General features: G+C 58.6%; 30 protein-coding genes and 1 pseudogene. 16 read left to right on the top strand and 15 right to left on the bottom strand.

Annotation, left to right across the window (positions count from 1 at the left end):
• Positions 1-61: 61 nt before the first annotated feature.
• Genes ACR0KW_RS09435 through ACR0KW_RS09425 form a run of 3 tightly spaced genes read right to left on the bottom strand, consistent with a single transcriptional unit; the run spans position 62 to position 2438 of the window.
• Entirely contained in the window at positions 62-676 is a 615-nt protein-coding gene (locus ACR0KW_RS09435) for a hypothetical protein (RefSeq protein WP_480805056.1), read from the bottom strand.
• A gap of 20 nt (positions 677-696) precedes the next feature.
• On the bottom strand, positions 697-1689 hold the full coding sequence (locus tag ACR0KW_RS09430) for an alpha/beta hydrolase (RefSeq protein WP_480804755.1): 993 nt from the start codon (positions 1687-1689) through the stop codon (positions 697-699).
• On the bottom strand, positions 1689-2438 hold the full coding sequence (locus tag ACR0KW_RS09425; protein WP_480804754.1) for an alpha/beta fold hydrolase: 750 nt from the start codon (positions 2436-2438) through the stop codon (positions 1689-1691). Before ACR0KW_RS09425 ends, ACR0KW_RS09430 begins: the two co-directional genes overlap by 1 nt.
• Positions 2439-2632: 194 nt before the next feature.
• Between ACR0KW_RS09425 and thrS the strand changes: the two genes are divergently transcribed.
• The 5 genes from thrS (at position 2633) to ACR0KW_RS09400 (ending at position 7303) form a co-directional block, all read left to right on the top strand.
• Positions 2633-4591, top strand: a complete 1959-nt coding sequence (gene thrS, locus ACR0KW_RS09420) for a threonine--tRNA ligase (protein ID WP_480804753.1) — start codon at positions 2633-2635, stop codon at positions 4589-4591.
• A 222-nt stretch (positions 4592-4813) separates the two neighbouring features.
• Complete coding sequence (locus ACR0KW_RS09415; RefSeq protein ID WP_170325388.1) at positions 4814-5101, top strand: BufA1 family periplasmic bufferin-type metallophore; 288 nt, start codon at positions 4814-4816, stop codon at positions 5099-5101.
• Between the two features lie 71 nt (positions 5102-5172).
• On the top strand, positions 5173-6030 hold the full coding sequence (bufB, locus tag ACR0KW_RS09410; protein ID WP_480804752.1) for an MNIO family bufferin maturase: 858 nt from the start codon (positions 5173-5175) through the stop codon (positions 6028-6030).
• Positions 6027-6788, top strand: a complete 762-nt coding sequence (locus tag ACR0KW_RS09405) for an HvfC/BufC N-terminal domain-containing protein (RefSeq protein ID WP_480804751.1) — start codon at positions 6027-6029, stop codon at positions 6786-6788. Before bufB ends, ACR0KW_RS09405 begins: the two co-directional genes overlap by 4 nt.
• Positions 6785-7303, top strand: coding sequence for a DoxX family protein (locus ACR0KW_RS09400; RefSeq protein WP_480804750.1), 519 nt, complete (start codon positions 6785-6787; stop codon positions 7301-7303). The genes ACR0KW_RS09405 and ACR0KW_RS09400 overlap by 4 nt, the downstream gene beginning before the upstream one ends.
• A gap of 1 nt (position 7304) precedes the next feature.
• Here ACR0KW_RS09400 and ACR0KW_RS09395 read toward each other — a convergent pair whose 3' ends face one another.
• Together ACR0KW_RS09395 and ACR0KW_RS09390 are read right to left on the bottom strand one after the other, a co-directional pair.
• On the bottom strand, positions 7305-7673 hold the full coding sequence (locus ACR0KW_RS09395; RefSeq protein ID WP_480804749.1) for a hypothetical protein: 369 nt from the start codon (positions 7671-7673) through the stop codon (positions 7305-7307).
• Between the two features lie 41 nt (positions 7674-7714).
• On the bottom strand, positions 7715-8032 hold the full coding sequence (locus tag ACR0KW_RS09390) for an ArsC/Spx/MgsR family protein (protein ID WP_480804748.1): 318 nt from the start codon (positions 8030-8032) through the stop codon (positions 7715-7717).
• A gap of 216 nt (positions 8033-8248) precedes the next feature.
• Between ACR0KW_RS09390 and ACR0KW_RS09385 the strand changes: the two genes are divergently transcribed.
• Positions 8249-8455 (top strand): cold-shock protein, encoded by a 207-nt coding sequence (locus ACR0KW_RS09385; RefSeq protein WP_008758035.1) that lies wholly within the window; start codon positions 8249-8251, stop codon positions 8453-8455.
• A gap of 81 nt (positions 8456-8536) precedes the next feature.
• Here ACR0KW_RS09385 and ACR0KW_RS09380 read toward each other — a convergent pair whose 3' ends face one another.
• Both ACR0KW_RS09380 and thyX read right to left on the bottom strand, forming a co-directional pair.
• On the bottom strand, positions 8537-8845 hold the full coding sequence (locus ACR0KW_RS09380) for a hypothetical protein (RefSeq protein ID WP_480804747.1): 309 nt from the start codon (positions 8843-8845) through the stop codon (positions 8537-8539).
• A 53-nt stretch (positions 8846-8898) separates the two neighbouring features.
• Positions 8899-9810 carry an FAD-dependent thymidylate synthase gene (gene thyX, locus ACR0KW_RS09375; RefSeq protein WP_480557312.1) on the bottom strand — a complete coding sequence of 304 codons (912 nt, stop codon included), beginning with the start codon at positions 9808-9810 and terminating at the stop codon, positions 8899-8901.
• A 176-nt stretch (positions 9811-9986) separates the two neighbouring features.
• On the opposite strand from thyX, the gene ACR0KW_RS09370 reads away from it, so the two are divergent.
• Together ACR0KW_RS09370 and ACR0KW_RS09365 are read left to right on the top strand one after the other, a co-directional pair.
• Positions 9987-10415, top strand: a complete 429-nt coding sequence (locus ACR0KW_RS09370) for a VOC family protein (RefSeq protein ID WP_480804746.1) — start codon at positions 9987-9989, stop codon at positions 10413-10415.
• On the top strand, positions 10412-11152 hold the full coding sequence (locus tag ACR0KW_RS09365) for a DUF1194 domain-containing protein (protein WP_480804745.1): 741 nt from the start codon (positions 10412-10414) through the stop codon (positions 11150-11152). The genes ACR0KW_RS09370 and ACR0KW_RS09365 overlap by 4 nt, the downstream gene beginning before the upstream one ends.
• Here the strand turns inward: ACR0KW_RS09365 and ACR0KW_RS09360 are convergent, their stop codons facing one another.
• The 3 genes from ACR0KW_RS09360 to ACR0KW_RS09350 all read right to left on the bottom strand — a co-directional run bounded on the left by ACR0KW_RS09360 (position 11153) and on the right by ACR0KW_RS09350 (position 12374).
• On the bottom strand, positions 11153-11650 hold the full coding sequence (locus ACR0KW_RS09360; RefSeq protein ID WP_480804744.1) for a MarR family winged helix-turn-helix transcriptional regulator: 498 nt from the start codon (positions 11648-11650) through the stop codon (positions 11153-11155). It lies immediately after the preceding gene.
• Positions 11651-11727: 77 nt separating this feature from the next.
• Positions 11728-11985: a succinate dehydrogenase assembly factor 2 gene (locus ACR0KW_RS09355; protein WP_480804743.1), complete on the bottom strand. Its 258-nt coding sequence runs from the start codon at positions 11983-11985 to the stop codon at positions 11728-11730.
• Positions 11982-12374 carry a helix-turn-helix domain-containing protein gene (locus ACR0KW_RS09350; protein WP_480804742.1) on the bottom strand — a complete coding sequence of 131 codons (393 nt, stop codon included), beginning with the start codon at positions 12372-12374 and terminating at the stop codon, positions 11982-11984. Before ACR0KW_RS09350 ends, ACR0KW_RS09355 begins: the two co-directional genes overlap by 4 nt.
• Positions 12375-12466: 92 nt before the next feature.
• Between ACR0KW_RS09350 and ACR0KW_RS09345 the strand changes: the two genes are divergently transcribed.
• Together ACR0KW_RS09345 and ACR0KW_RS09340 are read left to right on the top strand one after the other, a co-directional pair.
• Positions 12467-13669: a pyridoxal phosphate-dependent aminotransferase gene (locus ACR0KW_RS09345; RefSeq protein ID WP_480804741.1), complete on the top strand. Its 1203-nt coding sequence runs from the start codon at positions 12467-12469 to the stop codon at positions 13667-13669.
• A 14-nt stretch (positions 13670-13683) separates the two neighbouring features.
• On the top strand, positions 13684-14085 hold the full coding sequence (locus ACR0KW_RS09340; RefSeq protein ID WP_480804740.1) for a hypothetical protein: 402 nt from the start codon (positions 13684-13686) through the stop codon (positions 14083-14085).
• 8 nt (positions 14086-14093) lie between these two features.
• On the opposite strand, the gene ACR0KW_RS09335 is transcribed toward ACR0KW_RS09340, so the two are convergent.
• Together ACR0KW_RS09335 and ppk2 are read right to left on the bottom strand one after the other, a co-directional pair.
• Positions 14094-15458 carry an MATE family efflux transporter gene (locus ACR0KW_RS09335; RefSeq protein WP_480804739.1) on the bottom strand — a complete coding sequence of 455 codons (1365 nt, stop codon included), beginning with the start codon at positions 15456-15458 and terminating at the stop codon, positions 14094-14096.
• Between the two features lie 96 nt (positions 15459-15554).
• Entirely contained in the window at positions 15555-16478 is a 924-nt protein-coding gene (gene ppk2 / locus ACR0KW_RS09330; protein ID WP_480804738.1) for a polyphosphate kinase 2, read from the bottom strand.
• Positions 16479-16601: 123 nt separating this feature from the next.
• Here ppk2 and ACR0KW_RS09325 point away from each other — a divergent pair, with 123 nt between their 5' ends.
• Positions 16602-17477 (top strand): alpha/beta fold hydrolase, encoded by an 876-nt coding sequence (locus tag ACR0KW_RS09325; protein WP_480804737.1) that lies wholly within the window; start codon positions 16602-16604, stop codon positions 17475-17477.
• Between the two features lie 4 nt (positions 17478-17481).
• Here ACR0KW_RS09325 and ACR0KW_RS09320 read toward each other — a convergent pair whose 3' ends face one another.
• Positions 17482-18090, bottom strand: coding sequence for a carboxymuconolactone decarboxylase family protein (locus ACR0KW_RS09320; protein WP_480804736.1), 609 nt, complete (start codon positions 18088-18090; stop codon positions 17482-17484).
• Positions 18091-18212: 122 nt separating this feature from the next.
• On the opposite strand from ACR0KW_RS09320, the gene ACR0KW_RS09315 reads away from it, so the two are divergent.
• From ACR0KW_RS09315 to ACR0KW_RS09295, 5 genes are all read left to right on the top strand, one after another.
• Positions 18213-19052 carry a class I SAM-dependent methyltransferase gene (locus tag ACR0KW_RS09315; protein ID WP_480804735.1) on the top strand — a complete coding sequence of 280 codons (840 nt, stop codon included), beginning with the start codon at positions 18213-18215 and terminating at the stop codon, positions 19050-19052.
• A 160-nt stretch (positions 19053-19212) separates the two neighbouring features.
• Positions 19213-21171 (top strand): DNA topoisomerase IV subunit B, encoded by a 1959-nt coding sequence (gene parE, locus ACR0KW_RS09310; protein ID WP_480804734.1) that lies wholly within the window; start codon positions 19213-19215, stop codon positions 21169-21171.
• An 83-nt stretch (positions 21172-21254) separates the two neighbouring features.
• Positions 21255-22322, top strand: a complete 1068-nt coding sequence (locus ACR0KW_RS09305) for a serine hydrolase domain-containing protein (protein ID WP_480804733.1) — start codon at positions 21255-21257, stop codon at positions 22320-22322.
• A gap of 195 nt (positions 22323-22517) precedes the next feature.
• Positions 22518-23444: an AbiTii domain-containing protein gene (locus ACR0KW_RS09300; protein ID WP_480804732.1), complete on the top strand. Its 927-nt coding sequence runs from the start codon at positions 22518-22520 to the stop codon at positions 23442-23444.
• 261 nt (positions 23445-23705) lie between these two features.
• Entirely contained in the window at positions 23706-23987 is a 282-nt protein-coding gene (locus ACR0KW_RS09295; RefSeq protein ID WP_480804731.1) for a hypothetical protein, read from the top strand.
• Positions 23988-24005: 18 nt separating this feature from the next.
• Here the strand turns inward: ACR0KW_RS09295 and ACR0KW_RS09290 are convergent, their stop codons facing one another.
• Complete coding sequence (locus tag ACR0KW_RS09290) at positions 24006-24776, bottom strand: alpha/beta hydrolase (RefSeq protein ID WP_480804730.1); 771 nt, start codon at positions 24774-24776, stop codon at positions 24006-24008.
• 58 nt (positions 24777-24834) lie between these two features.
• Positions 24835-25037, bottom strand: a pseudogene (locus tag ACR0KW_RS09285) (iron-containing alcohol dehydrogenase); the annotation flags it as partial.

The following is a 25037-nucleotide window of genomic DNA, read 5'->3' as shown; positions in this document are numbered from 1 at the left end:
TGTCGGTCTGTACTCTTTGAGAACAGGATGAGGCGTTTTGCGGCTTCGGGCAAGTTAAACTTCAGGGATAGTTGATGCCCCGGAAGGCCGGGAAATCCGCGTATCTCTGGCGTCGCGCCGACAGGTCTTCGCTCGGTTCGTCCCCCGGTCGCAGCAGACAGCCGCGCGGCGCGATATAGCTGTCGATGCGGCGGAGCGGTATGGGTCTCCAGACAAGGTTGAAGGCGCAGAGCTTGGGAAAGAACCAGATCTCGGAATAGTCCAGATGGTCGTGCATCCACCACGCCAGATCGCGCCAGTCCCTCCCGGAATCGTACTGATCAGCGAACCACGGAATGACGATCGAGGCACCCGCAATCCGCGCATCGCCCTCGCCCCGATCCCAGATGTGGCACTCCAGAGGGTGCTCATTTCGTGCGCAGTTCAGCCGGTTTTCATTCCCGAACTGGTTCAGCGAGGGCGAGCGATATCCGGACCGGACCGCGATGCGCCCAAAGGTCTCCTCAAGCGGGTCCATCAGGGTCTTGCAAAACGCGCGGCCGGTTTCGATGGCCAGATTGGGATTGTCGGGAAGGTTTTGTTTTTCATGGAAATTTCCGATTTCGGAATACAGGAAATCCCGCATGAAGAAATACCGGGATAGGCGCACGCGGCCAAGCGTTTCAAGGCTCCACATGCTGCCAGGCTTGCGCATCGCTACTCGACTCCTATCCCTTTTAGCCAGTCCAGAATGCCAGTCACCGTTGCATCCGTTTGCCCCGGCGACATCAGCCGCCCCGCAATAACATGCGATGCGGGATCGTCCCCCGGCCCCATCGTCACCAGATTGACCGTCGAAGAACCGCCCCAACTTTCTGCGACCTCATGAGTTCGGTCCGGTCGCACCACCTGATCGTCGTCCGAGAACCAGAACAGCGCAGGCACCTGTGCGCCCGAGAAGTCCAGCGCATAGACAGTTTCAACAAGCACCGTCATCGGCACGACCGCCTCCCACGGGTAGACCGATGTCCAATAGGTGTTCAGCTCGGGGTCCGGGCCCGAAACGTCCCGCTCTTCTCCCATAACCAAGGGCAGCCAGTGTCGCGCCCAGGGCAGACCGGGCAGCCCAGCGCCGGGCGTGTTCACTCCGAAATTGGGCGAGACAAAAATCATCGCCGCTACATCCCGGCTGAGCTCTGAATCTAATGCGGCCGCCGCAGCCAGCGTTCCGCCGGTTGAAGTGGACATGACCACAACCTTGTCGCCCACGGCCCGCGCCGCCGCCAGCCCCTCGGCCATATCCTGCATCCAGCTAGACGCGGTCGCCTCGCCCATCGCACTGCCGCCCCGTCCGTGACCTTGCAACCGGGTGTAAACCAGATTGGCCCCAAGGGCGTCGGCCACCCGATCCGGTACCGGGCGAATTTCCTCGGACGAGGCTGAAAAGCCGTGCACATAAAGGACCGAAATCGGCGTGCGTTGTTCCTTGAAACCATCCTGCCAGATGACCCGTTTCTCGACACCCGGAACGATGTCGTCAAAGGCGGATTCCGTGCTTTCGAAATAGACCTGAACCCCCTCGCCGAATTTGCGCGGATCAAAGCGCGGGTGTAGGTCGACCTCCTCTCGCGGCCCGAACCAGTAGATCACCCCGCCAAGGACAATCAGCACCAGCAGCAGGCGGCCCAGTATCCAACCAAACCGCTGCATCAGGTGATCCCCATCACCTCAAGCACCGCGTTTTCGATCAACCCCAGACAGGGGCCGTCCGAGAAGCGATGATCGGCATCCTTGACCAGCAGCAGGCGCATGTCGTCGCCGCTGGCGTGGTCCAGCAACCGCACAGCCGTTTCGGTGGTCACCGCTGTATCTGCCGTGCCTTGCAGGAATCGCACGGGAAATGGCAGCTCCAGCGCGTCGCGCAACACCAACTGCTGCCGCCCGTCTTCGATCATCCGTTTGGTGATGATGTAGGGCTCCATGTAATCCGAAGGCAGTTCGACATGGCCGACGGTATCCAAAGCCGCTTTTTGTTCATCGTTGAACGACGCCCAATAGCCGTCTTCGGTAAAGTCCGGCGCGGCCGCTATGGTGACCATCCCGGCAATCCGCTCGGGCATCGCCTTGGCCAGCAACAGCGCCTGCCACCCGCCCATCGAGGAGCCGACAACAATCAGCGGCCCTTCGGTCAGTTCTGAAACCGCGGCCATCGTGTCCTGATGCCAGTCGCCGATGCACCCTTCTTCGAACGTGCCCGAGCTTTCGCCATGACCGGAGTAATCGAACCGCAAAAACGCCTGCCCCCGCTCCTGCGCCCAAGCCTCAAGATGTACGGCCTTGGTGCCCTCCATATCCGACTTGAGGCCGCCCAGGAAAACTATGGTCGGGCCAGTGCCTTCGCTTTTGTGATAGGCCAACCGCCGTCCCTGCGGTGTTTCCAGAAATTCCGTCGCTGCCATGAAACCCTCTTTCTGTTTGAGGGATATCATGCACGCTAGCCCGGTGGTCGCAATTGCCGAATTCAACTGTCCCGCAGCGTAAGCGTCATGACCTTCCGCTCTTGACAGGCAAAGTCGCACCTGCCAGATGAGCCGAACACACATAACCCGCAACCGGGCGTTCAGTGGGCGCCAAACCGACGAGGAGAGCCGATATGGCCCTGGATTCAAAATCCGTCTCTCTCACCTTTCCCGATGGCAATGCACGATCTTATGACGCAGGCGTTACGCCCGCGCAGGTGGCTGCCGATATCTCAACTTCGCTGGCGAAAAAGGCCATCTCGGCCACGGTAAACGGCCAGCACTGGGACCTGCAGTGGCCCATCGACGCCGATACCGACATCGCCATCCACACCATGAAGGACGAGGTTCAGGCCAATGAACTGATCCGCCACGATCTGGCGCATATCATGGCGCGTGCGGTGCAGGAAATCTGGCCCGCGACCAAAGTCACCATCGGCCCCGTCATCGAAAACGGCTGGTATTACGACTTTGACCGCGAGGAACCGTTCACGCCTGAAGATCTCGGCCTCATCGAGAAAAAGATGAAAGAGATCATCAACAAGCGCGACCCCGTCACCACCGAGGTCTGGGACCGCCAGCGTGCGATCGAGTTCTATACGGCGAATAACGAGCCCTACAAGGTCGAGTTGATCGAAGCCATTCCGGGTGACGAGCCGCTGCGCATGTACTGGCACGGCCACTGGCAGGATCTGTGCCGTGGCCCGCACCTGCAGCACACCGGTCAGGTTCCGGGCGATGCGTTCAAGCTGATGTCCATCGCGGGCGCCTATTGGCGCGGCGACAGCGATCGCGCGATGCTACAGCGTATCTACGGCGTGGCCTTTACCGGCAAAGAAAAGCTGAAAGCCTACTTACATATGCTGGAAGAGGCCGCCAAACGCGACCATCGCAAGCTGGGCCGCGAGATGGACCTGTTCCACATGCAGGAAGAAGCGCCCGGTCAGATCTTCTGGCATCCCAACGGCTGGACCATCTACACCCTGCTGCAGGACTACATGCGCCGACAGCAGCGCAAGGGCGGGTATGTCGAGGTGAACACGCCGCAGGTCGTAGACCGTAAGCTGTGGGAACGGTCCGGCCACTGGGACAAGTATCAGGAAAACATGTTCATCGTCGAAGTGGACGAAGAACATGCCCGCGAGAAAGCCGTTAACGCGCTCAAGCCGATGAACTGCCCCTGCCATGTTGAAATCTTCAAACAGGGCCTGAAATCCTATCGCGATCTGCCGTTGCGCATGGCCGAATTCGGGTCCTGCAACCGGTATGAACCCTCGGGCGCATTGCACGGCATCATGCGTGTGCGCGGCTTTACGCAAGATGACGCCCACATTTTTTCGACCGAAGAGCAGATCGAAGCCGAAACCGCTGAATTCATACGCTTCCTTAGCGTGATCTATAAGGATCTGGGGTTCGAAAAGTTTGCGGTGAAATTCTCGGATCGCCCCGAAACCCGCGCCGGATCGGACGAGGTCTGGGACAAGGCCGAATCTGCGTTGCTGTCCGCCACCCGCGCCGCCGGGATCGAGCCGGAACTGAACCCGGGCGAAGGCGCCTTCTACGGTCCAAAGCTGGAGTTCGTCCTGACAGATGCCATCGGTCGCGACTGGCAGTGCGGCACCTTCCAGGTGGACTTCGTCCTGCCTGAACGCCTGGACGCCACCTATATTGGCGCCGACGGCGGCAAACATCGCCCCGTCATGCTGCACCGAGCCACTTTGGGATCGTTCGAACGGTTCATCGGCATCCTGATCGAAGAACACGCGGGCAAACTGCCGTTCTGGCTGGCCCCGCGTCAGGTCGTCGTGGCCTCGATCACGTCCGAAGCGGATGATTACGTGAACGAAGTGGTTGAAACGCTCAAAGCCGCAGGTGTCCGGGCCGAGGCCGATATCCGTAACGAGAAGATCAACTACAAAGTGCGCGAACATTCGGTCGGCAAGGTGCCGGTCATTCTGGCCGTCGGCCACCGCGAGGTGGAAGAGCGCACCGTCAGCGTCCGTCGCTTGGGTGAAAAACAGACGCAGGTTCAACCGCTAGACGTTGTAACAAAAGAGCTGTCGCAGGCCGCCACTCCGCCCGACCTGCTGTAACATTCGGCACCATATTGCCGGAAATCCGGCCCCGATTTTGGGGCCGGATTGAAACAATTACTCTTTTTCATTTCAAAAACAGTTTGTTAACCTGCAAGGGGACATGACTTGTCCTGACGGGGTTGTGAGACACGGGCTCGTGAATTCAACTGCAGCCCTGCAAGCACTACCTTTGTCATTGTCACAAGCAGACATACGCAGTCATCAAAAGGGATTACCGAGATGTCGAACACCGCAAAAACCCTGGTTATCGCAAGCGCAGTCGCAGCCGCCGTTTCGGGCGCAGCAACCACTGCCACCGCACAAGCCAAAGAAAAATGCTATGGCGTATCGCTGGCCGGTCAGAATGACTGTGCCGCAGGCCCCGGCACCACCTGCGCGGGTACTTCAACCGTAGATTATCAGGGCAACGCCTGGACTCTGGTCGACGCGGGCACCTGCGCCGATATCGAACTGCCGGACAACCGCAAAGGTTCGCTGGAACCGCTGGACCGTGACCTGCCGGCATAAGCCCAAGCTTTCAAGAACCGAAGGGGCGGGCCATATCGCTCGCCTCTTTTTCGTGATCGGAGAGCACGCACATGTTGGACAATTCGACCAGACCGAACAAGCTACCCGCGGCACCGGGCGTTGGCTACAAACCCCAGCACTTTGCGCAGATTCTGGATCACGCAAATCCCGTTGCCTGGCTTGAGATTCACGCCGAGAATTACATGGGTGACGGTGGCCGTCCAATTGCACAGCTGCGCCACCTGTCCGAGCAATTCCCGATTTCCGTCCATGGCGTCGGCTTGTCGATCGGCGGCGAGGGATCACTGGATGCAGATCATCTGGCCCGTCTGAAACATCTGGTCGGCTGGCTCAACCCTGCCAGCTTTTCCGAACATCTGGCCTGGTCCACCCATGACAGCCATTTCCTGAACGACCTGCTGCCCCTGCCCTACACCGATGCCACCCTGGCCCGCGTCTGTGACCATATCGATCAGGTGCAGGAAACCGTTGGGCGGCAGATGCTGCTGGAAAACCCCTCCAGCTATCTGACGTTCGAGGAAAGCACATGGTCCGAGCCGGACTTTCTGCGCGAGATTGCGCGTCGCACGGGCTGCGGCCTGCTGCTAGACGTGAACAACGTCTTTGTCTCGGCCACCAATCTGGATTTCTCACCGCAGGGCTATATCGACGCCTATCCGCTGGACAAGGTGGGTGAAATTCACCTCGGCGGACATGATGAGGACCAAGACGACCACGGCCACCCACTACTGATCGACAGCCACGGCCGCGAAGTGGTCGATCCGGTCTGGACCTTGCTGGATTACGTTCTGGAACGCTCGGGCCCGAAACCGGTGCTGATCGAATGGGACACGGATGTCCCCGACTGGCCCGTTCTGCGGGCCGAGGCAGAGCGTGCACAGGCGGCCCTGGACCGCATTCCGGCATGAGTGTCTCGCAAGCAACCTTCCACGCTGCGCTGCTAGACCCGTCGGCAACCATGCCCGAAGGGTTGCTGGACGCCGCCGCACAACCCGCCGGGCGCCGGTTCAGCGTGTACCGCAACAACGTGGCCGTATCCCTGACCGAGGCGATGCATCAGGCCTTTCCGGTGATCACCAAGCTTTTGGGACCGCAGAACATGGATGGTTTGGCAGGTATATTCCTGCGCAAACACCCGCCCTCTTCGCCCATGATGATGTTCTATGGCGAAGCGTTCCCGGATTTCCTGACCGGAATGGAGCAGCTTTCCCATCTGGGCTACTTGCCCGACGTCGCACGGCTGGAACTGGCATTGCGTCGATCTTACCATGCGGCGGACAGCACGCCCGCTCCTGCGGATGCGCTGGCCGTGCCTCCGGAAGATATCATGCGGGCCCGGCTGGGCTTTGCCCCGTCGATGCAGGTTCTGGCCTCGGACTGGCCGGTTTTCTCGATCTGGCGCTTCAACACCGAAGAGGACGCGCCCAAGCCCGCGCCCGGCCCCGAGGCTGTCCTGATCACCCGGCCCGACTATGACCCGATCCCGCGTGTGCTGCCCTCGGGCGGCGCGCATTGGATCGCGGGCCTGCAGGCCGGGCAAACCATTGGTGACGCGTTTGAAGAAACAGCGGCCAAATTCCCCGAATTTGACCTTGGGGCCACTCTGGCGCTGCTTTTGCAGGGCGGCGCAATAACTTCTGTGACTATCGAAAGGCTGGCGACATGACTGCCCTGATCTCATTGCACAACAACACCCTGGGACGGTTGGAATTGACCGCTGGCTGGTTGACGCCAACATTGGCGCGCGTTGTTTTTATCGCGGTCCTGCTGTTTTACTTCTGGAATTCGGCGATGACAAAAATCGACGGTTCGATTTTTTCGCCTTCGGCGGGCGCATTTGGTCAGATCTTTCCGAAAGCGGCCGAAGCGGTTTTGTATGACGTGACGCAAATGACTTTGTTCCAGCGCATCGTAATTTTCTTTGGCACCGTTGCCGAATTCGTTCTGCCTGCGCTGCTGCTTGTAGGTCTGTTCACGCGGCTGGCCGCTGTCGGGATGATCGGATTCATCTGGGTGCAAACAGCAACCGACGTCACCGGCCACGGCGTAAAGCTGGGTAGTTTGTTCGACAATGCAATCACGCTAATGGACCAGCGCGTGATGTGGTCATTCTTGTTCCTAGTGATCGTGATCAACGGCGCAGGCCCGCTGTCGCTGGACCGCATCCTGCGCATCAAGTGATCTAGAAATGTGCCTTGGGCTCGTCCGGTTTACCCGCGGCCAGCCCAAGCAGGCCTGCCACGGCTGCAAACGCCACCGGGAACATCGTGAATACATTGAAACCAAAGGCGTAGTACATCCCAGCGGCTGAGATCAGCAGCAACACGCCCCCGACCAGGGCCCGCGCATGGGCCATCGCACCACCAGCAATGGCCAGCAAAGGCGCGATGATCGAGGCCATTTGTACGACCTGCGCGTTGTCCACCTGTTCGGCCACACCCTCGATCTCACCATAGGTGTCGATCAGTTCGACATAGCCATAGCCGACAAAACCCACGATCATCCCGATCAGGCCGGCAATGACGCCCAGAATCATAGCTGCGTTGCGCATTCAAAACCCTCTAACTTGCGTCAATTCACATAGTTACCCGGTCACGCAACGCCAAGCCCCTGTTTCGTTTCTGCACTCCAGCCCAGATACAGCGTGCCGTTTTGCTCGATCAGAGGTCTTTTCATCAGAGTCGGATTGTCCGCGAGCAACTCCAGCGGTGGCCGCGCGCGTTCTGCATCATCCAATCCACGCCAGGTTGTCGAGCGGGTGTTGAGCAAAGCCTCGCCGAAGGTGTCAAAAGCCCGCGCAAGCACCGAAACCGGCACACCGTCGGCCCGAACGTCGATAAATTCGGCATCCGGCAGTGATTTCAATGCCTTGCGGCATGTATCACAGGTTTTCAGGCCATAGAGGTGCATCTGCAGGGGTCTCCTGTATTTGGTTCATATTTCAGCAATTTTGCCTGATTGTTTCGGTAATTCTTGATTTTTTACTTCACCATGCAATGTTGAAAAAGACGAAACACGCAATCCGGGCTGTATCGTGTGGGCGATACAGTGACGTGTTGCGGCGGCGTCAACCACTGCCCCCACCAATTTTGTGGGACAACGTGAAAGTAGAAGGAGACACGGGAAATGCCAACTGGCACCGTGAAATGGTTTAATACCACGAAAGGCTACGGGTTTATTGCCCCCGATGAAGGCGGCAAGGACGTATTTGTTCATATCTCGGCCGTTGAACGGTCCGGTCTGACCGGGCTCGCTGACAATCAGAAAGTCTCGTACGAGCTGCAAGACGGACGCGACGGCCGCCAAATGGCAGCTGATTTGAAGCCACTGTAAAACAACCGCGTTCAGCGGGTTATCAAAACAGGCCAACGGCCAATTACCGGCCGTTGACCATTTTTCAAAGGTTAGAGAACCTTACCCTCGCGCCGGGTCAACCTTGGCATGAGTGTACCAGTTTTCGCCCATCGCAACGATGCAGGACGTCCCGGTCGCATAGGTAACCACCATCGTCCAGTCACCGGATTTGCTGGTCCAGACCTCAATCAGTTGCTCTGGCCCGCGAATGCCGGTCGCCGCACGTTCCGCGCCGAACTGACGTTCAAGCTTTTCGTGCATCCGGTCTGTCGGCTCGCAAATCACCTCGGCAATCGGAGATTTAGCCTGCGCGGCCGGTGCCAGCACAAGGCACAGGCAAGTGGTTCGGATTAAGGCAGAAAGCGTCATGAATTGAATGTAACAACTTCATGACGCACTGTATAGACAAACGCTATGCGCGATCAGCCTTCGCGGATGACGGCCTCGAACTCGCGCCATTCCCGCGCGGTCATGCCCGAGTTCTCTTGCGTGACCGTCTCACCCGCCAGCATCCGACGCAGGCTGTCGACCATCTGCGCCGACAGGTTCACCGCGCCCAAGCGGTAATCCTCGAATGCTTTGTAGGCGAAAGGCACCCAGTCAGCGACGATCTTGCACATGGTGTCGGCATAGACCCGGATTTCGTATTGAGCATGCGGATCGGCGCGCAGGCGCAAGAAATGGAACAGGTTGTGCAGATCAACCTTCCAGTACCACTGCGTATAGATGTTCGCGGGCAAGTTCATCCGCGCCAGTTCGCGGGCCAGCCCCTGCTGACCATCCTGGCTGATCATCGCCTCGTAATTGTCATAGCAGCGCGCGCTGTCGGCCTTGAGCATTTCAAGAACGCGCGCGGCCTCTTCGCCTTGCAGGGCATCGCCCCGGCCTTGATTGTTCACCTCGGACTGCGCGGCGACGTGGTCGGGCGCGGGGATATAGAACTCACGGTCCAGGATCGAATAGCGTGCGGAGTATTCGTTCACATTTGCCGTACGGTGGCGAATCCATTGCCGGGCCACGAATACGGGCAGTTTGACGTGCAGCTTGATCTCGCACATTTCGAACGGGGTCGAATGCCAGTGGCGCATAAGATAGCGGATCAGACCTTCATCGTTCTGCACCGACTTGGTGCCTTTGCCGTAGGACACCCGCGCTGCCTGGCAGATTGCCGCGTCATCGCCCATATAGTCGATCACACGGACAAAGCCGTGGTCCAGCACCTGATGCGCGGTATACAGATGCTCTTCCATACCCGCAGCCACAACGCGGCGAGTTTGATGCGATTGCGCCCGTTGCGCTTCGATCTCGGCCAGTTGGTCAGAGGACAGCGGCATGAAAGTTCCTTTCCAGCAATGAGTCGCCCACCACTATATCTCGGCAGCTCTCCGACCGGAACCGCGATATATGCGCCCATTTCCGCAATTTCCAAATTGTGTCCCTGCTGCCCCTCGACTTGCTTCACCCGCGCGCTAAGCTGCTGCGCATCACCTGAACAGAAAGGAAGCCACACATGGGGCTGAGATATCTTCACACCATGATCCGCGTGAAGGATCTGGAGAAGTCGATGGCGTTTTATGAGCTGCTGGGTCTGAAGGAAACCCGCCGTTATGACAGCGAATCCGGAAGGTTTTCGCTGATCTTCATGGCACCTCCGGGACAAGAGGATCGGCCGATCGAGTTGACCTATAACTGGGACGGCGACGATGCACTGCCCAGCGACAGCCGCCATTTCGGTCATCTGGCATACGGCGTCGATAACATCTACGAAACCTGCCAGCACCTGCAGGACAATGGCATCGTGATCAACCGCCCGCCGCGCGATGGCCGCATGGCATTTGTTCGGTCCCCCGACAATATCTCGGTCGAATTGCTGCAAAACGGCGACGCGCTGGAACCGGCCGAGCCTTGGGCCAGCATGGAAAGCACAGGCCACTGGTGATCCGCTGGCTGACGGCATTGGCGCTGGCCGCATTGGCCAGCCCGCTTCGGGCCGAAACCTGCCGTCTGGCCCTGGCTTTGGCCATGGATATCTCAAGCTCGGTGGACGCAACCGAGGATGCCCTGCAGAGACAGGGGCTGGCTGCCGCGCTGGTCGCGCCCGAGGTGACCGAGGCGTTCTTTTCGTCGCCCATGCCGGTGGCGCTGGCCGTATACGAATGGAGCGGTCGATCCACGCAGCGCGTCATTCTGAACTGGACGATGATCAACACGCAGGCCGACCTTCTGGCAGCGGCGGCGACCGTGCAGCAGTCGGTCCGGTCCGACAGCAATTCGGCCACAGCGATGGGGTATGCGTTGGCCTTCGGTGCAACCCTAATGCAGCAGGCCCCGCCTTGTTTGTTTCAGACCATTGACCTGTCCGGGGACGGCACAAACAACGACGGTTACCAACCTGCTTCGGCCTATCGGCACTTTCCTTTTCAGAATACGGTGGTCAACGGGCTGGTCATCAATGCCGCTGATTTCGAGGGCGAGCTGTACCTGATCCCCTTTTTCCAGAACAACGTCCTGCACGGGCCCGGCGCCTTTCTCGAAATCGCGCAGGGGTTCGAAGATTTCGAGCGTGCGATGCGGCGCAAACTGGAGCGGGAGTTGACGGGGTTGCAAATCGGCGCGCTGCAGGATACCGCCGCAAGCGAGCCGATCATAGCCGTGCCCAACTCCCCGCGCCCCTGATCAGTAGATATACCGGATTTGGTCGGTCCAGTACCGCTCGACCCGGCGCAGTGAGGTGGTGATGTCGTCAATCCCCTCCAGCCCCAACACGCCACGGGTCTGTAACCCTTCAGCATGGCGCAGGAACAGCGTGGATACGATATCGCGAACCTCACGCCCACGCGGCGTCAATCGCACCCGGACCGAGCGTCTGTCGATCTCACATCGCTGGTGGTGCATATAGCCCATTTCAACCAGCTTCTTGAGGTTGTAGCTGACATTGCTGCCCTGATAGTAGCCGCGGCTTTTCAGCTCTCCGGCAGTGACCTCATGGTCGCCGATATTGAACAGCAGCAGGGCCTGAACAGCGTTGATCTCCAACACCCCGACACGCTCGAACTCATCCTTGATAACGTCCAGCAGCAGACGGTGCAGCCGCTCGACCAAAGCGAGCGCCTCGAGATAGCTGGTCATAAACCCCTTGGTTTCCGGCGCGGAGACCTGCATTTCCATACTCATCCGATCCTCCGATTCAGTCGCGCTGTTTCAGGCAGCATGAATCGAAATCCCGAAAAATCGGTTAAGCCGGATTTTCTTTATTTTTGAAAGGTCTGCGCGATATCCGCGATGAGGTCGGCAAAAACACCGGGCGGTTGAACCTGACCAGTGACCCATTGATAGAGGTCCTGATCGTTTTCCCGCAGCATGGCGTCGTACAGATCCAGACCGGCCGCATCCATCTGTTCAAGGTTGCGCGCGGCATAGGCAGACAGGATCAAGTCCATCTCTTTGATCCCGCGCCGCATTGACCGCATCTGCATACGCTTGATGCGAACCTCTCTTGTTTCCGTCACTGGGCCTGCTCCAACATCAACCGCAACCGCTTTTCAAGGCGCGCGGCCCGTTCGGCGCTTGCGCGCATCTCGCCGCGGATGGCACGCAGCTCCGCAACCGCGTCCGCCAGCTCCAGATCGCTCTCGCCTTCTTCGGCAGGGGCATCCATACCTTCGCCTTCGCCTGTCAGCAGCCACATGATCGAGACGTTGATCATACCCGCCATCATCGACAGCCGGTTGGCGCGCGGCTCGGACAGATCATTTTCCCAAGCCGCAATTGTCGCCTTTTTGACCCCCAGACGCCGGGCCAGCTGGGACTGTGTCATCCCTGCCGCCTCACGCGCGCCTGCCAGCCTGTCCCCGAATGTTGCTGCGTCTGCTCCATACCAGTCAGTTTCGTCGCTCATCGGGGTCTCCTAATTCAAATTTTCATACGGCTTGATCGTCATTCGGGCGCACCCTATGACAGTCAGGTTGAACATACAAACCGAGGTCGACCATGAGTTTCCTGTCTGCGACACTGTCACGCGTAAAACCCTCTCCGACCATTGCGATGACAGCAAAAGCGGCTGAGCTGAAAGCCGCCGGTCGCGACGTGATCGGTCTGAGCGCGGGTGAGCCTGATTTCGACACACCGCAAAACATCAAGGATGCCGCCGTTGCGGCCATCGCGGCTGGCAAGACAAAATACACCGCGCCCGACGGCATCCCCGAGCTGAAACAGGCCGCTTGCGCCAAGATGAAACGCGATCACGGGCTGGACTACACGCCCGCGCAGATCTCGGTGGGGACCGGTGGCAAGCAGACGCTGTACAACGCACTGATGGCGACGATGAACGACGGTGATGAGGTCATCATCCCCGCGCCCTACTGGGTCAGCTACCCGGACATGGTGCTGCTGGCAGGTGGCACGCCAGTTGTTGTCGAGACAACGCTGGAGAACAATTTCAAGCTGACCGCAGATCAGCTTGAGTGCGCGATCACGCCAAAGACCAAATGGTTCATCTTCAACTCTCCGTCGAACCCGACCGGAGCGGGCTATAGCCGCGACGAGTTGAAGGCGCTGACGGATGTGCTGATGCGTCACCCGCATGTCTGGATCATGTCCGACGACATGTATGAGCACCTGGCCTATGACGGGTTCGAGTTCTGTACTCCCGCCGAAGTCGAACCTGGCCTCTATGACCGCACGCTGACCTGCAATGGTGTCTCCAAGGCCTATGCCATGACCGGCTGGCGGATAGGATATGCCGCAGGCCCGGTCGAGATCATCGCCGCGATGCGCAAGATCCAATCGCAGTCGACCTCGAACCCCTGCTCGGTCAGCCAATGGGCCGCGGTTGAGGCGCTGAACGGCACTCAGGCGTTTCTAGCCCCGAACAACGAAACCTTCAAACGTCGCCGCGATCTGGTAGTGAACATGCTGAACGAGATCGACGACATCACCTGCCCCACTCCCGAAGGCGCGTTCTATGTCTACCCCTCGATTGCAGGGCTGATCGGCAAGACCACCCCGGCGGGCACAGTGATCGACTCGGATGAGGCATTTGCCACCGCCCTGCTGGAAGAGGCGGACGTAGCGGTCGTCTTCGGCGCAGCCTTTGGCCTGTCGCCGAACTTTCGGGTCAGCTACGCGACCTCGGACGAGGCCCTGTCCGAGGCCTGCACCCGCATCCAGCGCTTCTGCGCGTCCCTGACCTGAGCCGGAGACCTCTGATGTCCGCAGAACTTCCCGAGTACTATTTCCGTATCCGCGAGAACGGCGCGGCGGTTTTCAGGATCGACACCGAAAACCGTCAGCAGCGGATCGAGATGGATCAAATCGCGGTCATCAACATCCGTAACGGCGAAGTGAAACCGCAAGGCCAACGCACCCTGACCGAGGCCGACCAGACCGAGATTGCACGTTGGATGGAAGACCGCAAAGCCCTACTGGCGCAGCGTGATATCGACGACATTCACCGCGCGGTCGATTACATGAACCTGACAACGCAATGGGCGCAATCCAAGGCGACGGATGAGCAGCTAGAGGATGTCACCGACCGGTTACTGCTGGCGATGCACGATCTGCGCACCGTTCTGGTGCGCAAAAAGGCGGATCGAGTGACCAAGGGCTGATCGGGCGGTTATTCGGCCGGTACTCCGACGGCGCGAACCGAACGCATCCAGAACCGCGCCATCAACAGAACGGCGGCACAGGCAAGGCCCAGCACGAGGCCCAGCCAGATACCGATCCCGTCCATGCCTTGCACGAAGCCAAAGTAATACGAGGACGTGATCCCCACGCCCCAATAGCTGAGCGCAGCCATGACCATCGGGATTTTCGCGTCCTGCAAACCACGCAACAACCCCAGCGCGATCACCTGAGCGCCGTCCACCAACTGGAACAAAGCTGCCATCGCCAAGAGGCCGGTGCCGATTGCCAGAATCTCCGAACGCTGCGGATCGTCTGGTTCCATGAACAACGATATCAACGGTTCAGCGCAGGTCAGGAAAAGGATGACCGTCATGACCGAGATCACCAGCGACATCCCTGTCACCGCAATCGCCCCCCTTTCAAGGTGCGGCCGATCCTTGCGGCCCAGAGCGTTCCCAGCCCGGATCGTGGCCGCGTTCGACAGCCCCAGGTGAACCATGAATGTTGCGGATGCCAGGTTCAGCGCAATCCCGTGCGCAGCCAATGGAACTTGCCCCAGCCAGCCCATCATAATCGCAGACATCGCGAACAGGCTGACCTCGGACAGCGTTGTCAGGCCAATCGGTACGCCAAGGCGCAAGACACTCAAAAACATCTCCCAGTCTGGGCGCCAAAACCGCTGGAACAGGCTGTGCTCGGGCAGTACGCGAACGGCATAGATAACCACAAAGACCAAAGACACGATCTGAGTGACGACCGAGGCGATGGCCGCCCCCATCACACCCAGTTCAGGTGCGCCCCAGTTGCCGAAAATCAGCGCATAGTTGGTGACAGCGTTGACCATTGCAGCCGCGACGGTGATCCAAAGCACAATCTGTGTCCGCTCCAACGCGGCCAGATATGACTTCAGAACCATAACCAAAAGCGCAGGAAACAGGCCCCACCCCGCGACGCGGAGGTATTGAGACGCGGTTTCAGCAACCTGGGGGTCCTGTTTCAGCGCGATGAGAATGGGGTGAGACCACCACAGCATCGGCATCGTCAGCGCTGCGTAGATAAGCGACAACCACAGCCCCATGCGAGTTGATCTACGAATACTCGTTTCGTCCTCTTCGGCCGCAGCGGTTGCCACCATGGGCATGACGGCCAGTCCGAAGCCGGCCCCAAAGAGGAACAAAACAAAGAAATAACTGCTGGCCAACGTCACAGCGGCCAGTGCTTCGACGCCGTACCACCCCAGCATGACGGTATCCGTCAGCCCAATTGCAAATTGGGCCAGATGCCCGCCGATCAGCGGCAGGCCCAGCACGGCAATGGCCCGAAAATGGCCGCGATATGTCATCACCTTGTTCATCCCATCAGCCTTATGCCCGGCCAGAGGCCGGGACAAGAGGTGATAAAGGGAATTTCAGGTTGAGACTATCCGGATGCGGCCAGCTGGCTTAACCAGTCATTGCGTTTCCGGGTGCAAGGTATTGCCCAGAATATGCTCGGACCGGTGGATCACGTGATGGGCCTGCCCCACGATCAGAGGATCAGGTTGCCCCACGATATCGTGATCCTTGTCGGGATAGTCCAGCGTCGACAGGAAATGGCGCATACAGTTCAGGCGAGCGCGTTTCTTGTCGTTCGACTTGACGATGGTCCAGGGCGCGTCGGCTGTGTCGGTGTAGAAGAACATCGCTTCTTTCGCCTCGGTATAGTCGTCCCATTTGTCGAGGCTGGCTTTGTCGATCGGCGACAACTTCCACTGTTTCAGCGGGTCGGTCTCGCGGCTTTTGAACCGGCGCTGCTGTTCGGTCTGCGTCACCGAGAACCAGTATTTGTAAAGCTGAATGCCCGAGCGGACCAGCATCCGTTCCAGTTCGGGCGTCTGGCGCATGAACTCAAGGTATTCATTGGGCGAACAAAAACCCATGACCCGTTCAACACCTGCGCGGTTGTACCACGACCGGTCGTAGAACACCATTTCCCCAACCGTCGGAAGCTCTTGTACATAGCGCTGGTAATACCACTGGCCCTTCTCTTCCCAGGTCGGTTTGTTCAACGCCACGACGCGCGCCTGACGGGGGTTCAGGTGTTCCATGAACCGTTTGATCGTGCCACCCTTGCCTGCGGCATCACGGCCTTCGAACAACAGAACGAACCGCTGACCGGTCTCTTGCGCCCACAGCTGAACCTTCAGCAATTCCGCCTGCAGCTGGGCCTTTTGCGCCTCGTAAGCGCTGCGCGCCATCTTGCGGCCATAGGGGTATTTTCCGCTCTCGAAGGCCTGCCGAATTCTTTCGGGGCTGGGCTGAGAAGGCTCGGGTTTCGGGGTCGGAACAATTTTGACGGGGGATTGTTTTTCTTCTATTTTTACCGCAGCTTCCATTCAGTTTTTCCTTTTCTCACTATCCGTGGACACGGCTAGCAGAAGACGCAGTTTTTCGCTTTGATTGGTGTCAATTTGATGCCTGAAAAACCCATCAATTTGAGGGTAAGAAGGAAGGTCGAAATGCACACAGAAATCATCGACCTGAACGGCCAGTCCTTCTTTTTGCGGCGCTGGGGCAAGCCCGACCTGCCACCCCTGCTGATGTTGCACGGCTTCCCTGAGTTTGGTGGCGCCTGGAGCGATCTGGCCCCGCATCTGGCCAACCATTTTCATTGCATCGCGCCGGACCAGCGCGGCTATGGGCAAAGCTGGTGCCCGAAGGGCGTCGGGAATTACACAGTCTCTCAGCTGGTCTCGGACATGGCGGCACTGATCGAACAGGTTGGAGGCCCGATCTGCGTGCTGGGGCACGACTGGGGCGCGTCTGTTGCTTATGGTCTGGCCATGTTCCGCCCTGAACTGGTCAGCCGCCTGATCATCGCAAATGGCGTCCACCCGGTGCCATTTCAACGCGCTATGGCCGCCGGGGGCGCGCAATCCGAGGCGTCGCAATACATCATTGCCCTGCGCGCGCCGGATGCTGCGTCACACTTCTCGGCCGATAATTTCGCAAGGCTCGAACAGTTCTTTCGCTTTGGCATGGGTGTCGACTGGTTGTCCGAAGACCGTATGCAGGACTATCGCACCGAATGGGCCCGCCCCGGCCGGCTTGAGGCGATGTTGAACTGGTACCGCGCCTCCCCTCTGGTCGTCGCCAAGCCCGGAGGGCCGCGCACTGACCTGCCTGAATTGCCGCTGGAGCGCCTGATGGTCCGTTGTCCGCACCTGCTGTTGTGGGGACCAGATGACAAGGCCCTGCTGCCTGAGGCCACGACGGGGTTGGACGAGTTCGCATCTGACTTGACCCGCATCGAATTCCCCGGCACCGACCACTGGCTACACCACCAAAAACCCAAGGCCGTCGCACAGGCCATTCTGGAATGGGTCGCGGACTGACCGCTTAGGTATGCCCCCAATCCTCGGGGTCGTCCGAGTTGTTCGGTGACAGGCCCAGAATGTCGCCCTCGGTCGAGCATCCCAACCCAAGAACCGTCCGGTTCGCATAAGCGAAGTAAGCGCAAACCTGATTGATCTCGAGGATTTCACCGTCATCCCAGCCAGCATCCCGCAGGGCCTGAACATCCGCCTTGACCATTTGCGCCGGAGACTCGGTCAGCTTGCGCGCATAGGTCATCGCTGCGACCTGTGCCTCGTCCAACGGAGCGGTGCTCAGCGTTTCCGCCTCAATCGCTGCGCGGATGGCGTTGCCCCGATCCGGATCTTTCAGCAAGCGTTGCAGCCCGCTAAAATGGTGCTCAACACAATACCCGCACTGATTCAGCGAACTGACCCAGACGCCCATGACCTCAAGAAACCACTTCGGCACCTTGTTGGCCGAATGGTGCAAGACGTTCTTGTACAGCGCCATGTGACCTTCCATTGAATGCGGCCGCAGCGAATGCGCCATCATAATGTTGTCGACGTTGTCGCCCGGCCCCGTGACCCGTTCATACAGCTTTCGCAGCTTGCCGCTGGCCTGGTCGAATGGAACAGTCTTGATCCAGCTCATGCAGCTTCCCTTCCTAATATCGCGCCGTCCCCACTCCTGCTTCGCCTCTGCCATCGACAAGACGAAACTGGATTGGCCAACCATGTCAGGCTAAGGTGACGGAAGGCAAGGGGGAGTATCCAATGGAAATGGCGGAAAAAACTGTCGCGGACTGGTATGCCAGTCACCCGATTTCTGCACCGCATATTCTGACCAAGTTGAAGAACCTCCGTGGGTCGCTGGAGGGGTTGGCCCCGCAGGACCTCTACCCCTATGACCAGGATCACTATGACGGGCTCGAGGCGAACGCCCGGCTGGCCGACAAGGCCCATATGAACGCCGGGGACAGCGTTCTGGATGTCTGTGCGGGGCTGTGCGGACCCGCGCGCTGGTATGTATCCGAGCGCGGCGTTCAGGTGACTGGTGTCGACATCAGCCCCAACCGTGTCGAAGGCGCGCATGAGCTGAATACGTTGGTCGGACTTCAGGACCAAATTCACCCAATTCTGGCCAGTGCGATGGACCTGCCCTTCGAGGATGAACAGTTCGACGCCGCCGTCAGTCAGGAATCCTTCCTGCACATTCCAGACAAACCGAAAGCCCTGCACGAGGTGTTTCGCGTTCTGCGCCCCGGCGGCCGCTTTGCCTTTACCGACTGGGTGATGCACACACCTTTGCCCGACGATGAGATGGAGCAATACCGCCTACGCTTTGCCTGCCACTCTCTGCTGAGCATTCCCGAATACGAATCCAAGCTTCGGCAAGCCGGGTTCGAGATCCTCTCGTCCGACGATATCACCGGACCCTGGGGCGATATTCTGGCGCGGCGGCTCAGTATGTATCAGACTCTGGATGCCGAGGCGGAACGCGCGGGCAACCCCTCCAAGGGGGATGATTTCCTGAAGATGTATGCGAAATTCGTCAGCGATGTGCAGCAACACCGCATCGGAGGTGTGCGCCTGACCGCTGAAAAACCTCAATAACCCCGCGCGGATATTCGACTTCGCCCCGGTTTTCTGAACGCGGGGCCGAAACTATTCAGCGATCCTTGCCGTCAATCGCCTACAACACCTCGCGCCCCTCTTCCCCCGGACCACATCACCTGCCATAATGGACCTCAACCCAAAAACAAGAGCAGCACCGATGCCCGACGATCTGTTGACACCCAGCGCGACCGCGACCTATGACGCCTCCTCGATCGAGGTGCTAGAAGGTCTGGAACCGGTCCGAAAACGCCCCGGTATGTATATCGGCGGCACCGATGAGCGCGCGCTGCACCATATGGTCGCCGAAATCCTCGACAACTCGATGGACGAGGCGGTCGCGGGCCACGCCAACCGGATCGAGGTCGAGCTGCACGCAGATTACGCGCTGACCGTGCGCGACAACGGGCGCGGCATCCCGATCGATCCCCACCCAAAGTTCCCGGATAAATCGGCGCTGGAGGTGATCCTCTGCACCCTGCACGCGGGCGGCAAATTCTCGGGCAAGGCCTATCAGACCTCAGGCGGTCTGCATGGCGTGGGTGCGTCCGTGGTGAATGCCCTGTCGGATTCCATGGTTGTGCAGGTTGCGCGCGACAAGCAACTGTTTGAACAACGGTTCTCACGCGGTATCCCGCTGGGGCCGGTGGAAAAGGTCGGCGCGGCCCCCAACCGGCGCGGCACGACTGTCACCTTCCACGCGGACGAGGAAATCTTCGGCCATCACCGCTTCAAACCCGCCCGCCTGTTCAAATCCATCCGCTCCAAGGCCTACCTGTTCTCGGGCGTTGAAATCCGCTGGAAATCCGCCATCGACGACGGCGAGACCCCGACCGAGGCCAGCTTTCACTTTCCCGGCGGCCTGTCTGATTACCTCAAGGAGACGATGAACGGCTCGTCCACCTATGCCGAGCAACCCTTTGCCGGCACCGTGGACTTTCGGGCGAAGTTCGGCACCCCCGGTAAGGTCGAATGGGCGATCAACTGGACGCCTTCACGCGACGGGTTCATCCAGTCCTACTGTAACACCGTCCCCACCCCTGAAGGCGGCACCCATGTGGCCGGTTTCTGGGCGGCGGTTCTCAAGGGGATCAAGGCCTATGGTGAGCTGATCAACAACAAGAAAGCCGGCCAGATTACCCGCGATGACCTGATCACTGGAGGCTGTGCGCTGGTGTCGTGCTTTATCAGCGAGCCTGAATTCGTCGGCCAGACCAAAGATCGTCTGGCAACGGTCGAGGCGCAACGGCTGGTCGAAAACTCCGTCCGTGACCATTTCGACAACTGGCTGGCGGCCGATACGAAATCCGCCGGGGCGATCCTCGATTTCCTCATTCTGAGGGCCGAGGAACGCCTGCGCCGACGGGCCGAGAAGGAAACACAACGCAAGTCCGCCACTAAGAAACTTCGTCTTCCCGGCAAGTTGGTGGACTGTTCTAGTTCAACACGCGACGGCACGGAATTATTCATTGTCGAGGGCGATTCTGCGGGCGGGTCCGCAAAAATGGGCCGTGACCGCAAAACGCAGGCGCTGCTGCCCCTGCGCGGCAAGATCCTGAACGTGCTGGGTGCGGCCAGTTCGAAACTGGGCACCAATGCCGAGATCAACGACCTGACGCAGGCGCTGGGTGTGGGGCTTGGCACCAAGTTCAACGTCGACGACCTGCGCTATGACAAGGTCATCATCATGACCGATGCGGATGTGGACGGGGCGCATATCGCCTCGCTGCTGATGACGTTCTTCTTTACCCAGATGCGCCCGATGATCGACGCGGGCCACCTGTATCTGGCCTGCCCGCCCCTCTATCGCCTGACCCAAGGCGCCAAACGCGTCTATTGCCTGGACGAGGCCGAGCGTGACGAATGGCTTGAGAAAGGTCTGGGCGGCAAGGGCAAGATCGACGTCTCCCGCTTCAAGGGTCTGGGCGAAATGGACGCCAAGGACCTGAAAGAGACCACGATGGACCCCAAATCCCGGAAATTGATCCGGGTCACCATCGACGAGGACGAACCCGGCGAGACCGGCGATCTGGTCGAGCGCCTGATGGGCAAAAAACCCGAACTGCGGTTCCAGTACATTCAGGAGAACGCGCGGTTTGTGGAGGAGTTGGATGTTTGAGACAGCTTAACGCAATGCTCAAAATCTGGAAAAGATCAATCAAGATGGCAACACTGTAAATCTCCAATCACCACGAGAGCCGAATGGTTAAATCACGCAAGGCGAGGCTACGCTGGACGGCAGTTATTCTTGCCGTTACCTGCGTGACTTTCGTGTTCGCCAACCAAAGGCGCGAGCCTGCCAATGTTGAGAAAGTCGTCGATTACTTCCGCCAGGTTCACAAAATTCCCGGGGCCGTACTGGCCTACGGGTATCCGGATGAAGCCCCCAATATCGTAACATTCGGTGTTTCGGACCCGATTGAGGAAACGCCAATGTCGCCGGACCAGAAATTCTGGCTGGCCTCGCTTACCAAACCCATTGCGGCCCAGGCTTTGATTGAGGCGGAAGAACGCGGTCAGATTGACCTGGACCGCCCAATAGCCGAGCTGACTGAGCTCCCCCCTCCTAACGACCCTCGCGCAACGCAGGTTACAGCCCGGCAACTTTTGGCGCATACAGGCGGACTCGATAAAACAATCAGCTTTGATCCGATCTTTGCACCAGAACGGCTAGGTCTCGATTGGTCAGCCAGTTGCGCCGAAGTCGCCTTGACAATGTGGGAGACTATGTCGCTTGACCACGCCCCCGGCACCACTACGGAATATTCGAATGCCGGATTCTGCCTGTTGAGTGGGCTGTTTTCCGGCGAGCTGGGTAAAGAACTCGAAGACGACCTGCAGCAGGTCGCCGATGTCCGACTGGATGGGTCTTCCGGGTCCAACTGGGAATTTGACGGCCACGGCTGGAACCGCGTGCAGCATACCGAGGCGGAAAAGGCGTGGATTTCTGGGTTGGGTATCGCAGGGGGTGCCATTGGCACTGCCGAGGCGATCTGGTCCTTTGCATCGCTCCCTCGGCCTTATTTTGAGTCAATTGCGCCACAGCGTGAAAACAATGATTTCTACGCGTCAGGATGGCATGTTTGGACGGGAGAAGATGGGCAACACCTGACCCATTGGGGCGGCCTAAGAGGCATCTTCACCGCCATATTGCGGTTTTCTGATGGAGAGACCGTCGTCATCCTGTTCAACGCCTCACCTGCAGACCGCGGAAAGGCCTTTGCCTCTCTTCATAATGCGTTGTATCAAATCAATAATCAGCGGCAATGAGGGAAGACGGCACCGTGAAAACCCATAATGGATCGAGCGTGTGATGGGCAAAAAACCCGAACTGCGATTCCAGTACAATCAGGAGAACGCGCGGTTTGTGGAGGAGTTGGATGTTTGAGTAACTCAACATCACCAACCCCTTGACAACCTTTCTAAGCCAGTTCGGCAACCCATTATTTCGGATTATTTTTTGCGATGAGCCTGCTACGCGAAATTCAAGCTTCTCTGATGGAGCAAGATCAAGACATTGGTCCAATTTTATTGAAGCTGCGTTACCTTTCTTCTCGACTAGGCGGGGATATCCTAGAGGACTGGGTCAGACATGAGTCCGAGGGCTATCCCAACGACGCAGAACTACCTGACTACAGAATTGTCGGTGTGAATTATAAGTTAGATGCATTTGGCCCTTTACAGTCGGGAGTACGAAACGCGCCAGTACCGACTGCTATCGTTAAAGAACATGCTGGTAGCGACTGGACCGAATATCAGGTTAGACAAAGCGTCACATCGATAGGTTCGCTGCTACATGGGGATGACGCCGGCGGAACGTTGATAATAAATGCCTCAAACCTAGCATTGGTTCTGCAAGGGAAAATATATCCCAATTACAATATCGCAGCGGTTACCGGTGAAATTTCAAAAGCTTCGATGGTAGAAATCCAAAGTGTAGTTCGTTCCCGAATACTCGAGCTAACGATACAGTTGGAAAAAGACGTTCCGATAGCTGCTGACATCAACCTCGGACAGGTAAACGCTGCGATCGGTGCTCAAGACTTGGATAGGATTACTCAGCTTACGCAGTATGTAATACACGGGAATGCCACATCAATTACTAGTCAAGGCGATGGCAACGCACTTTACCTCTCCATCGACAAAGGTAACAAAGAACAGCTTCTTACGACACTCATTGATAACGGTATAGATGCAGCGGACGCGGAGGAGATTGCGACAATAATCGCCTCAGAAGACCCAGAGAGCGCAAGTGAGCCATTTGGAAAGAAGGCAAAATCTTGGATCGCAGATAAAATTGGACGGGCCGCAGATGGTACTTGGCAAGCGGGATTATCTGTCGCAACCAAAGTACTTACAGAAGCAGCAATGAAATACTACGGCCTGAAGTAGATTGTATTTTTCAGAGCCCTCGCGCCAACGCAGGAAGACGGGCCGGACGTGCGCATTAATTTTTGTGTCAAGCAATGCTGACGCTATGCACGGTGCCTCCACAAGCCGTAGGCCGGGCTTCAGCCCGGCACCCACTACCCCCTTGCCTAACCCGTTGATCTCGTTCACACTTACCCTCAAACCGTCATTCAAGAACGACATTTGAGGTTCCGGGCGTCCAAGACCAAATAAGACCAACAGATATTCGAACGGGAGGACGACATGAAAACACTGACCCTAGGAGCAGCTCTGGCCCTGCTGGCCAGCCAGGCAAGCGCCCAGCAAACGCTGAGCTTTGCATCCCCAATCCCCGACGGGGCCGAGACCAAGTTCTGCTATTACGAAGGCATGGCATATTCGCAGGACGCCTTTGTCCTGCTGACCGGCGACAACACTGTCACCGAGACGGTCCGCACGATTCAGGAACGCCTGCTGCGCTGTCACCGCGAAAGCGACGGCACCCTGAAATGGAAGCCGCAGAGCACATTTTCGACCAACAACTGACCGCTTAGGGAGGGCGCCCTAGCCGACCTTCCCCTCCAGCCAGTCCGCGATCTGTCCGGCGGGTTTCTGCCAGCCGGGCTCCATGAACAGGAAATGCGCGTGATCTTCAACGGGCATGAAGGTCGCGCGGTCTCCGTACAGATCGGCCAGCGCGCGGCAGGTGTTGGGGTTCACGGCCCGGTCCTCGGTGCCCGAGACGACCAGCACCGGGCAGTCGACCTTGTCAATATCCACCTTCATCGCGTGGTGGTCGTCGAACATCCAGAAGAACATCTCGAACATCACCCGCCCGCTTTCGGCGCCGAGGCGGTCGAACACGGCGTGCTGCTGCGCCTCGGGCATCTTGTTCAGCGCAAAGGGGGCCATCAGATCGAATTCCACCCGCATGGGCTGTTTCCAGAACGCACCACCCTCCATCAACGCACGCGGAATGGCGCGTTCGTCGTCGGTTTCGGGCAAAGTGCCCCAGGCCGCGTTCGGGTTGATCAGCACGATGGCGCTGGCCAGCCCACGTGAGGCCACCTGCTGCGCCACCACCCCCGCGATGGCGTGACCGAGCAGAACGGGTTTGGTGTCCAGCCCCTGCACGAACTCGGCGATGTCATTGGCGTAGTCCATCACGCTGGTGTCGGTCAGGCCGGGATCGGGCTCGGCCTTGGGATCGCCGCCGTGATAGCGCAGCGCCGGGGTGTGCACCGTCCACCCGCGATCGCGGAAGAAGCCTGCATAATCTTCCATACACCACGGTCCGGCAAAGGCCCCGTGGATCAAAACAATCTCGTTGGTCATGAAAATCTCCCTCACCTCAGATCAGTATGAGAGGTGAGGGATACGTTCGGCAAGCCTGTTACAGGGCAGCCTTGAACAGCGTGGTGAGGTTGTCTTCGGTCAATTCGATCGGGTTGCCGCCACAGGACGGGTCGATCATTGCGCCTTTGACCAGTTCGGGGATCGACGCCTCGGTCACGCCCAGATCGGACAGTTTGCGCGGGATGCCCAGCGAGTCATTGAACTCCAGCACAAAGGCACGGAACCCGTCATAGCCGCCCT

Source organism: Ruegeria sp. CG11 (assembly GCF_056537245.1).
This window is presented reverse-complemented; position numbering and strand designations above follow the sequence as displayed.

Excerpts from the sequence above, each read along its gene's own strand:
- ACR0KW_RS09435 (WP_480805056.1), bottom strand. The coding sequence starts at position 676 with ATGTGGAGCCTTGAAACGCTTGGCCGCGTGCGCCTATCCCGGTATTTC.
- ACR0KW_RS09430 (WP_480804755.1), bottom strand. The coding sequence starts at position 1,689 with ATGCAGCGGTTTGGTTGGATACTGGGCCGCCTGCTGCTGGTGCTGATT.
- ACR0KW_RS09425 (WP_480804754.1), bottom strand. The coding sequence starts at position 2,438 with ATGGCAGCGACGGAATTTCTGGAAACACCGCAGGGACGGCGGTTGGCC.
- thrS (WP_480804753.1), top strand. The coding sequence starts at position 2,633 with ATGGCCCTGGATTCAAAATCCGTCTCTCTCACCTTTCCCGATGGCAAT.
- ACR0KW_RS09415 (WP_170325388.1), top strand. The coding sequence starts at position 4,814 with ATGTCGAACACCGCAAAAACCCTGGTTATCGCAAGCGCAGTCGCAGCC.
- bufB (WP_480804752.1), top strand. The coding sequence starts at position 5,173 with ATGTTGGACAATTCGACCAGACCGAACAAGCTACCCGCGGCACCGGGC.
- ACR0KW_RS09405 (WP_480804751.1), top strand. The coding sequence starts at position 6,027 with ATGAGTGTCTCGCAAGCAACCTTCCACGCTGCGCTGCTAGACCCGTCG.
- ACR0KW_RS09400 (WP_480804750.1), top strand. The coding sequence starts at position 6,785 with ATGACTGCCCTGATCTCATTGCACAACAACACCCTGGGACGGTTGGAA.
- ACR0KW_RS09395 (WP_480804749.1), bottom strand. The coding sequence starts at position 7,673 with ATGCGCAACGCAGCTATGATTCTGGGCGTCATTGCCGGCCTGATCGGG.
- ACR0KW_RS09390 (WP_480804748.1), bottom strand. The coding sequence starts at position 8,032 with ATGCACCTCTATGGCCTGAAAACCTGTGATACATGCCGCAAGGCATTG.
- ACR0KW_RS09385 (WP_008758035.1), top strand. The coding sequence starts at position 8,249 with ATGCCAACTGGCACCGTGAAATGGTTTAATACCACGAAAGGCTACGGG.
- ACR0KW_RS09380 (WP_480804747.1), bottom strand. The coding sequence starts at position 8,845 with ATGACGCTTTCTGCCTTAATCCGAACCACTTGCCTGTGCCTTGTGCTG.
- thyX (WP_480557312.1), bottom strand. The coding sequence starts at position 9,810 with ATGCCGCTGTCCTCTGACCAACTGGCCGAGATCGAAGCGCAACGGGCG.
- ACR0KW_RS09370 (WP_480804746.1), top strand. The coding sequence starts at position 9,987 with ATGGGGCTGAGATATCTTCACACCATGATCCGCGTGAAGGATCTGGAG.
- ACR0KW_RS09360 (WP_480804744.1), bottom strand. The coding sequence starts at position 11,650 with ATGAGTATGGAAATGCAGGTCTCCGCGCCGGAAACCAAGGGGTTTATG.
- ACR0KW_RS09350 (WP_480804742.1), bottom strand. The coding sequence starts at position 12,374 with ATGAGCGACGAAACTGACTGGTATGGAGCAGACGCAGCAACATTCGGG.
- ACR0KW_RS09345 (WP_480804741.1), top strand. The coding sequence starts at position 12,467 with ATGAGTTTCCTGTCTGCGACACTGTCACGCGTAAAACCCTCTCCGACC.
- ACR0KW_RS09340 (WP_480804740.1), top strand. The coding sequence starts at position 13,684 with ATGTCCGCAGAACTTCCCGAGTACTATTTCCGTATCCGCGAGAACGGC.
- ACR0KW_RS09335 (WP_480804739.1), bottom strand. The coding sequence starts at position 15,458 with ATGAACAAGGTGATGACATATCGCGGCCATTTTCGGGCCATTGCCGTG.
- ppk2 (WP_480804738.1), bottom strand. The coding sequence starts at position 16,478 with ATGGAAGCTGCGGTAAAAATAGAAGAAAAACAATCCCCCGTCAAAATT.
- ACR0KW_RS09325 (WP_480804737.1), top strand. The coding sequence starts at position 16,602 with ATGCACACAGAAATCATCGACCTGAACGGCCAGTCCTTCTTTTTGCGG.
- ACR0KW_RS09320 (WP_480804736.1), bottom strand. The coding sequence starts at position 18,090 with ATGAGCTGGATCAAGACTGTTCCATTCGACCAGGCCAGCGGCAAGCTG.
- ACR0KW_RS09315 (WP_480804735.1), top strand. The coding sequence starts at position 18,213 with ATGGAAATGGCGGAAAAAACTGTCGCGGACTGGTATGCCAGTCACCCG.
- parE (WP_480804734.1), top strand. The coding sequence starts at position 19,213 with ATGCCCGACGATCTGTTGACACCCAGCGCGACCGCGACCTATGACGCC.
- ACR0KW_RS09305 (WP_480804733.1), top strand. The coding sequence starts at position 21,255 with ATGGTTAAATCACGCAAGGCGAGGCTACGCTGGACGGCAGTTATTCTT.
- ACR0KW_RS09300 (WP_480804732.1), top strand. The coding sequence starts at position 22,518 with ATGAGCCTGCTACGCGAAATTCAAGCTTCTCTGATGGAGCAAGATCAA.
- ACR0KW_RS09295 (WP_480804731.1), top strand. The coding sequence starts at position 23,706 with ATGAAAACACTGACCCTAGGAGCAGCTCTGGCCCTGCTGGCCAGCCAG.
- ACR0KW_RS09290 (WP_480804730.1), bottom strand. The coding sequence starts at position 24,776 with ATGACCAACGAGATTGTTTTGATCCACGGGGCCTTTGCCGGACCGTGG.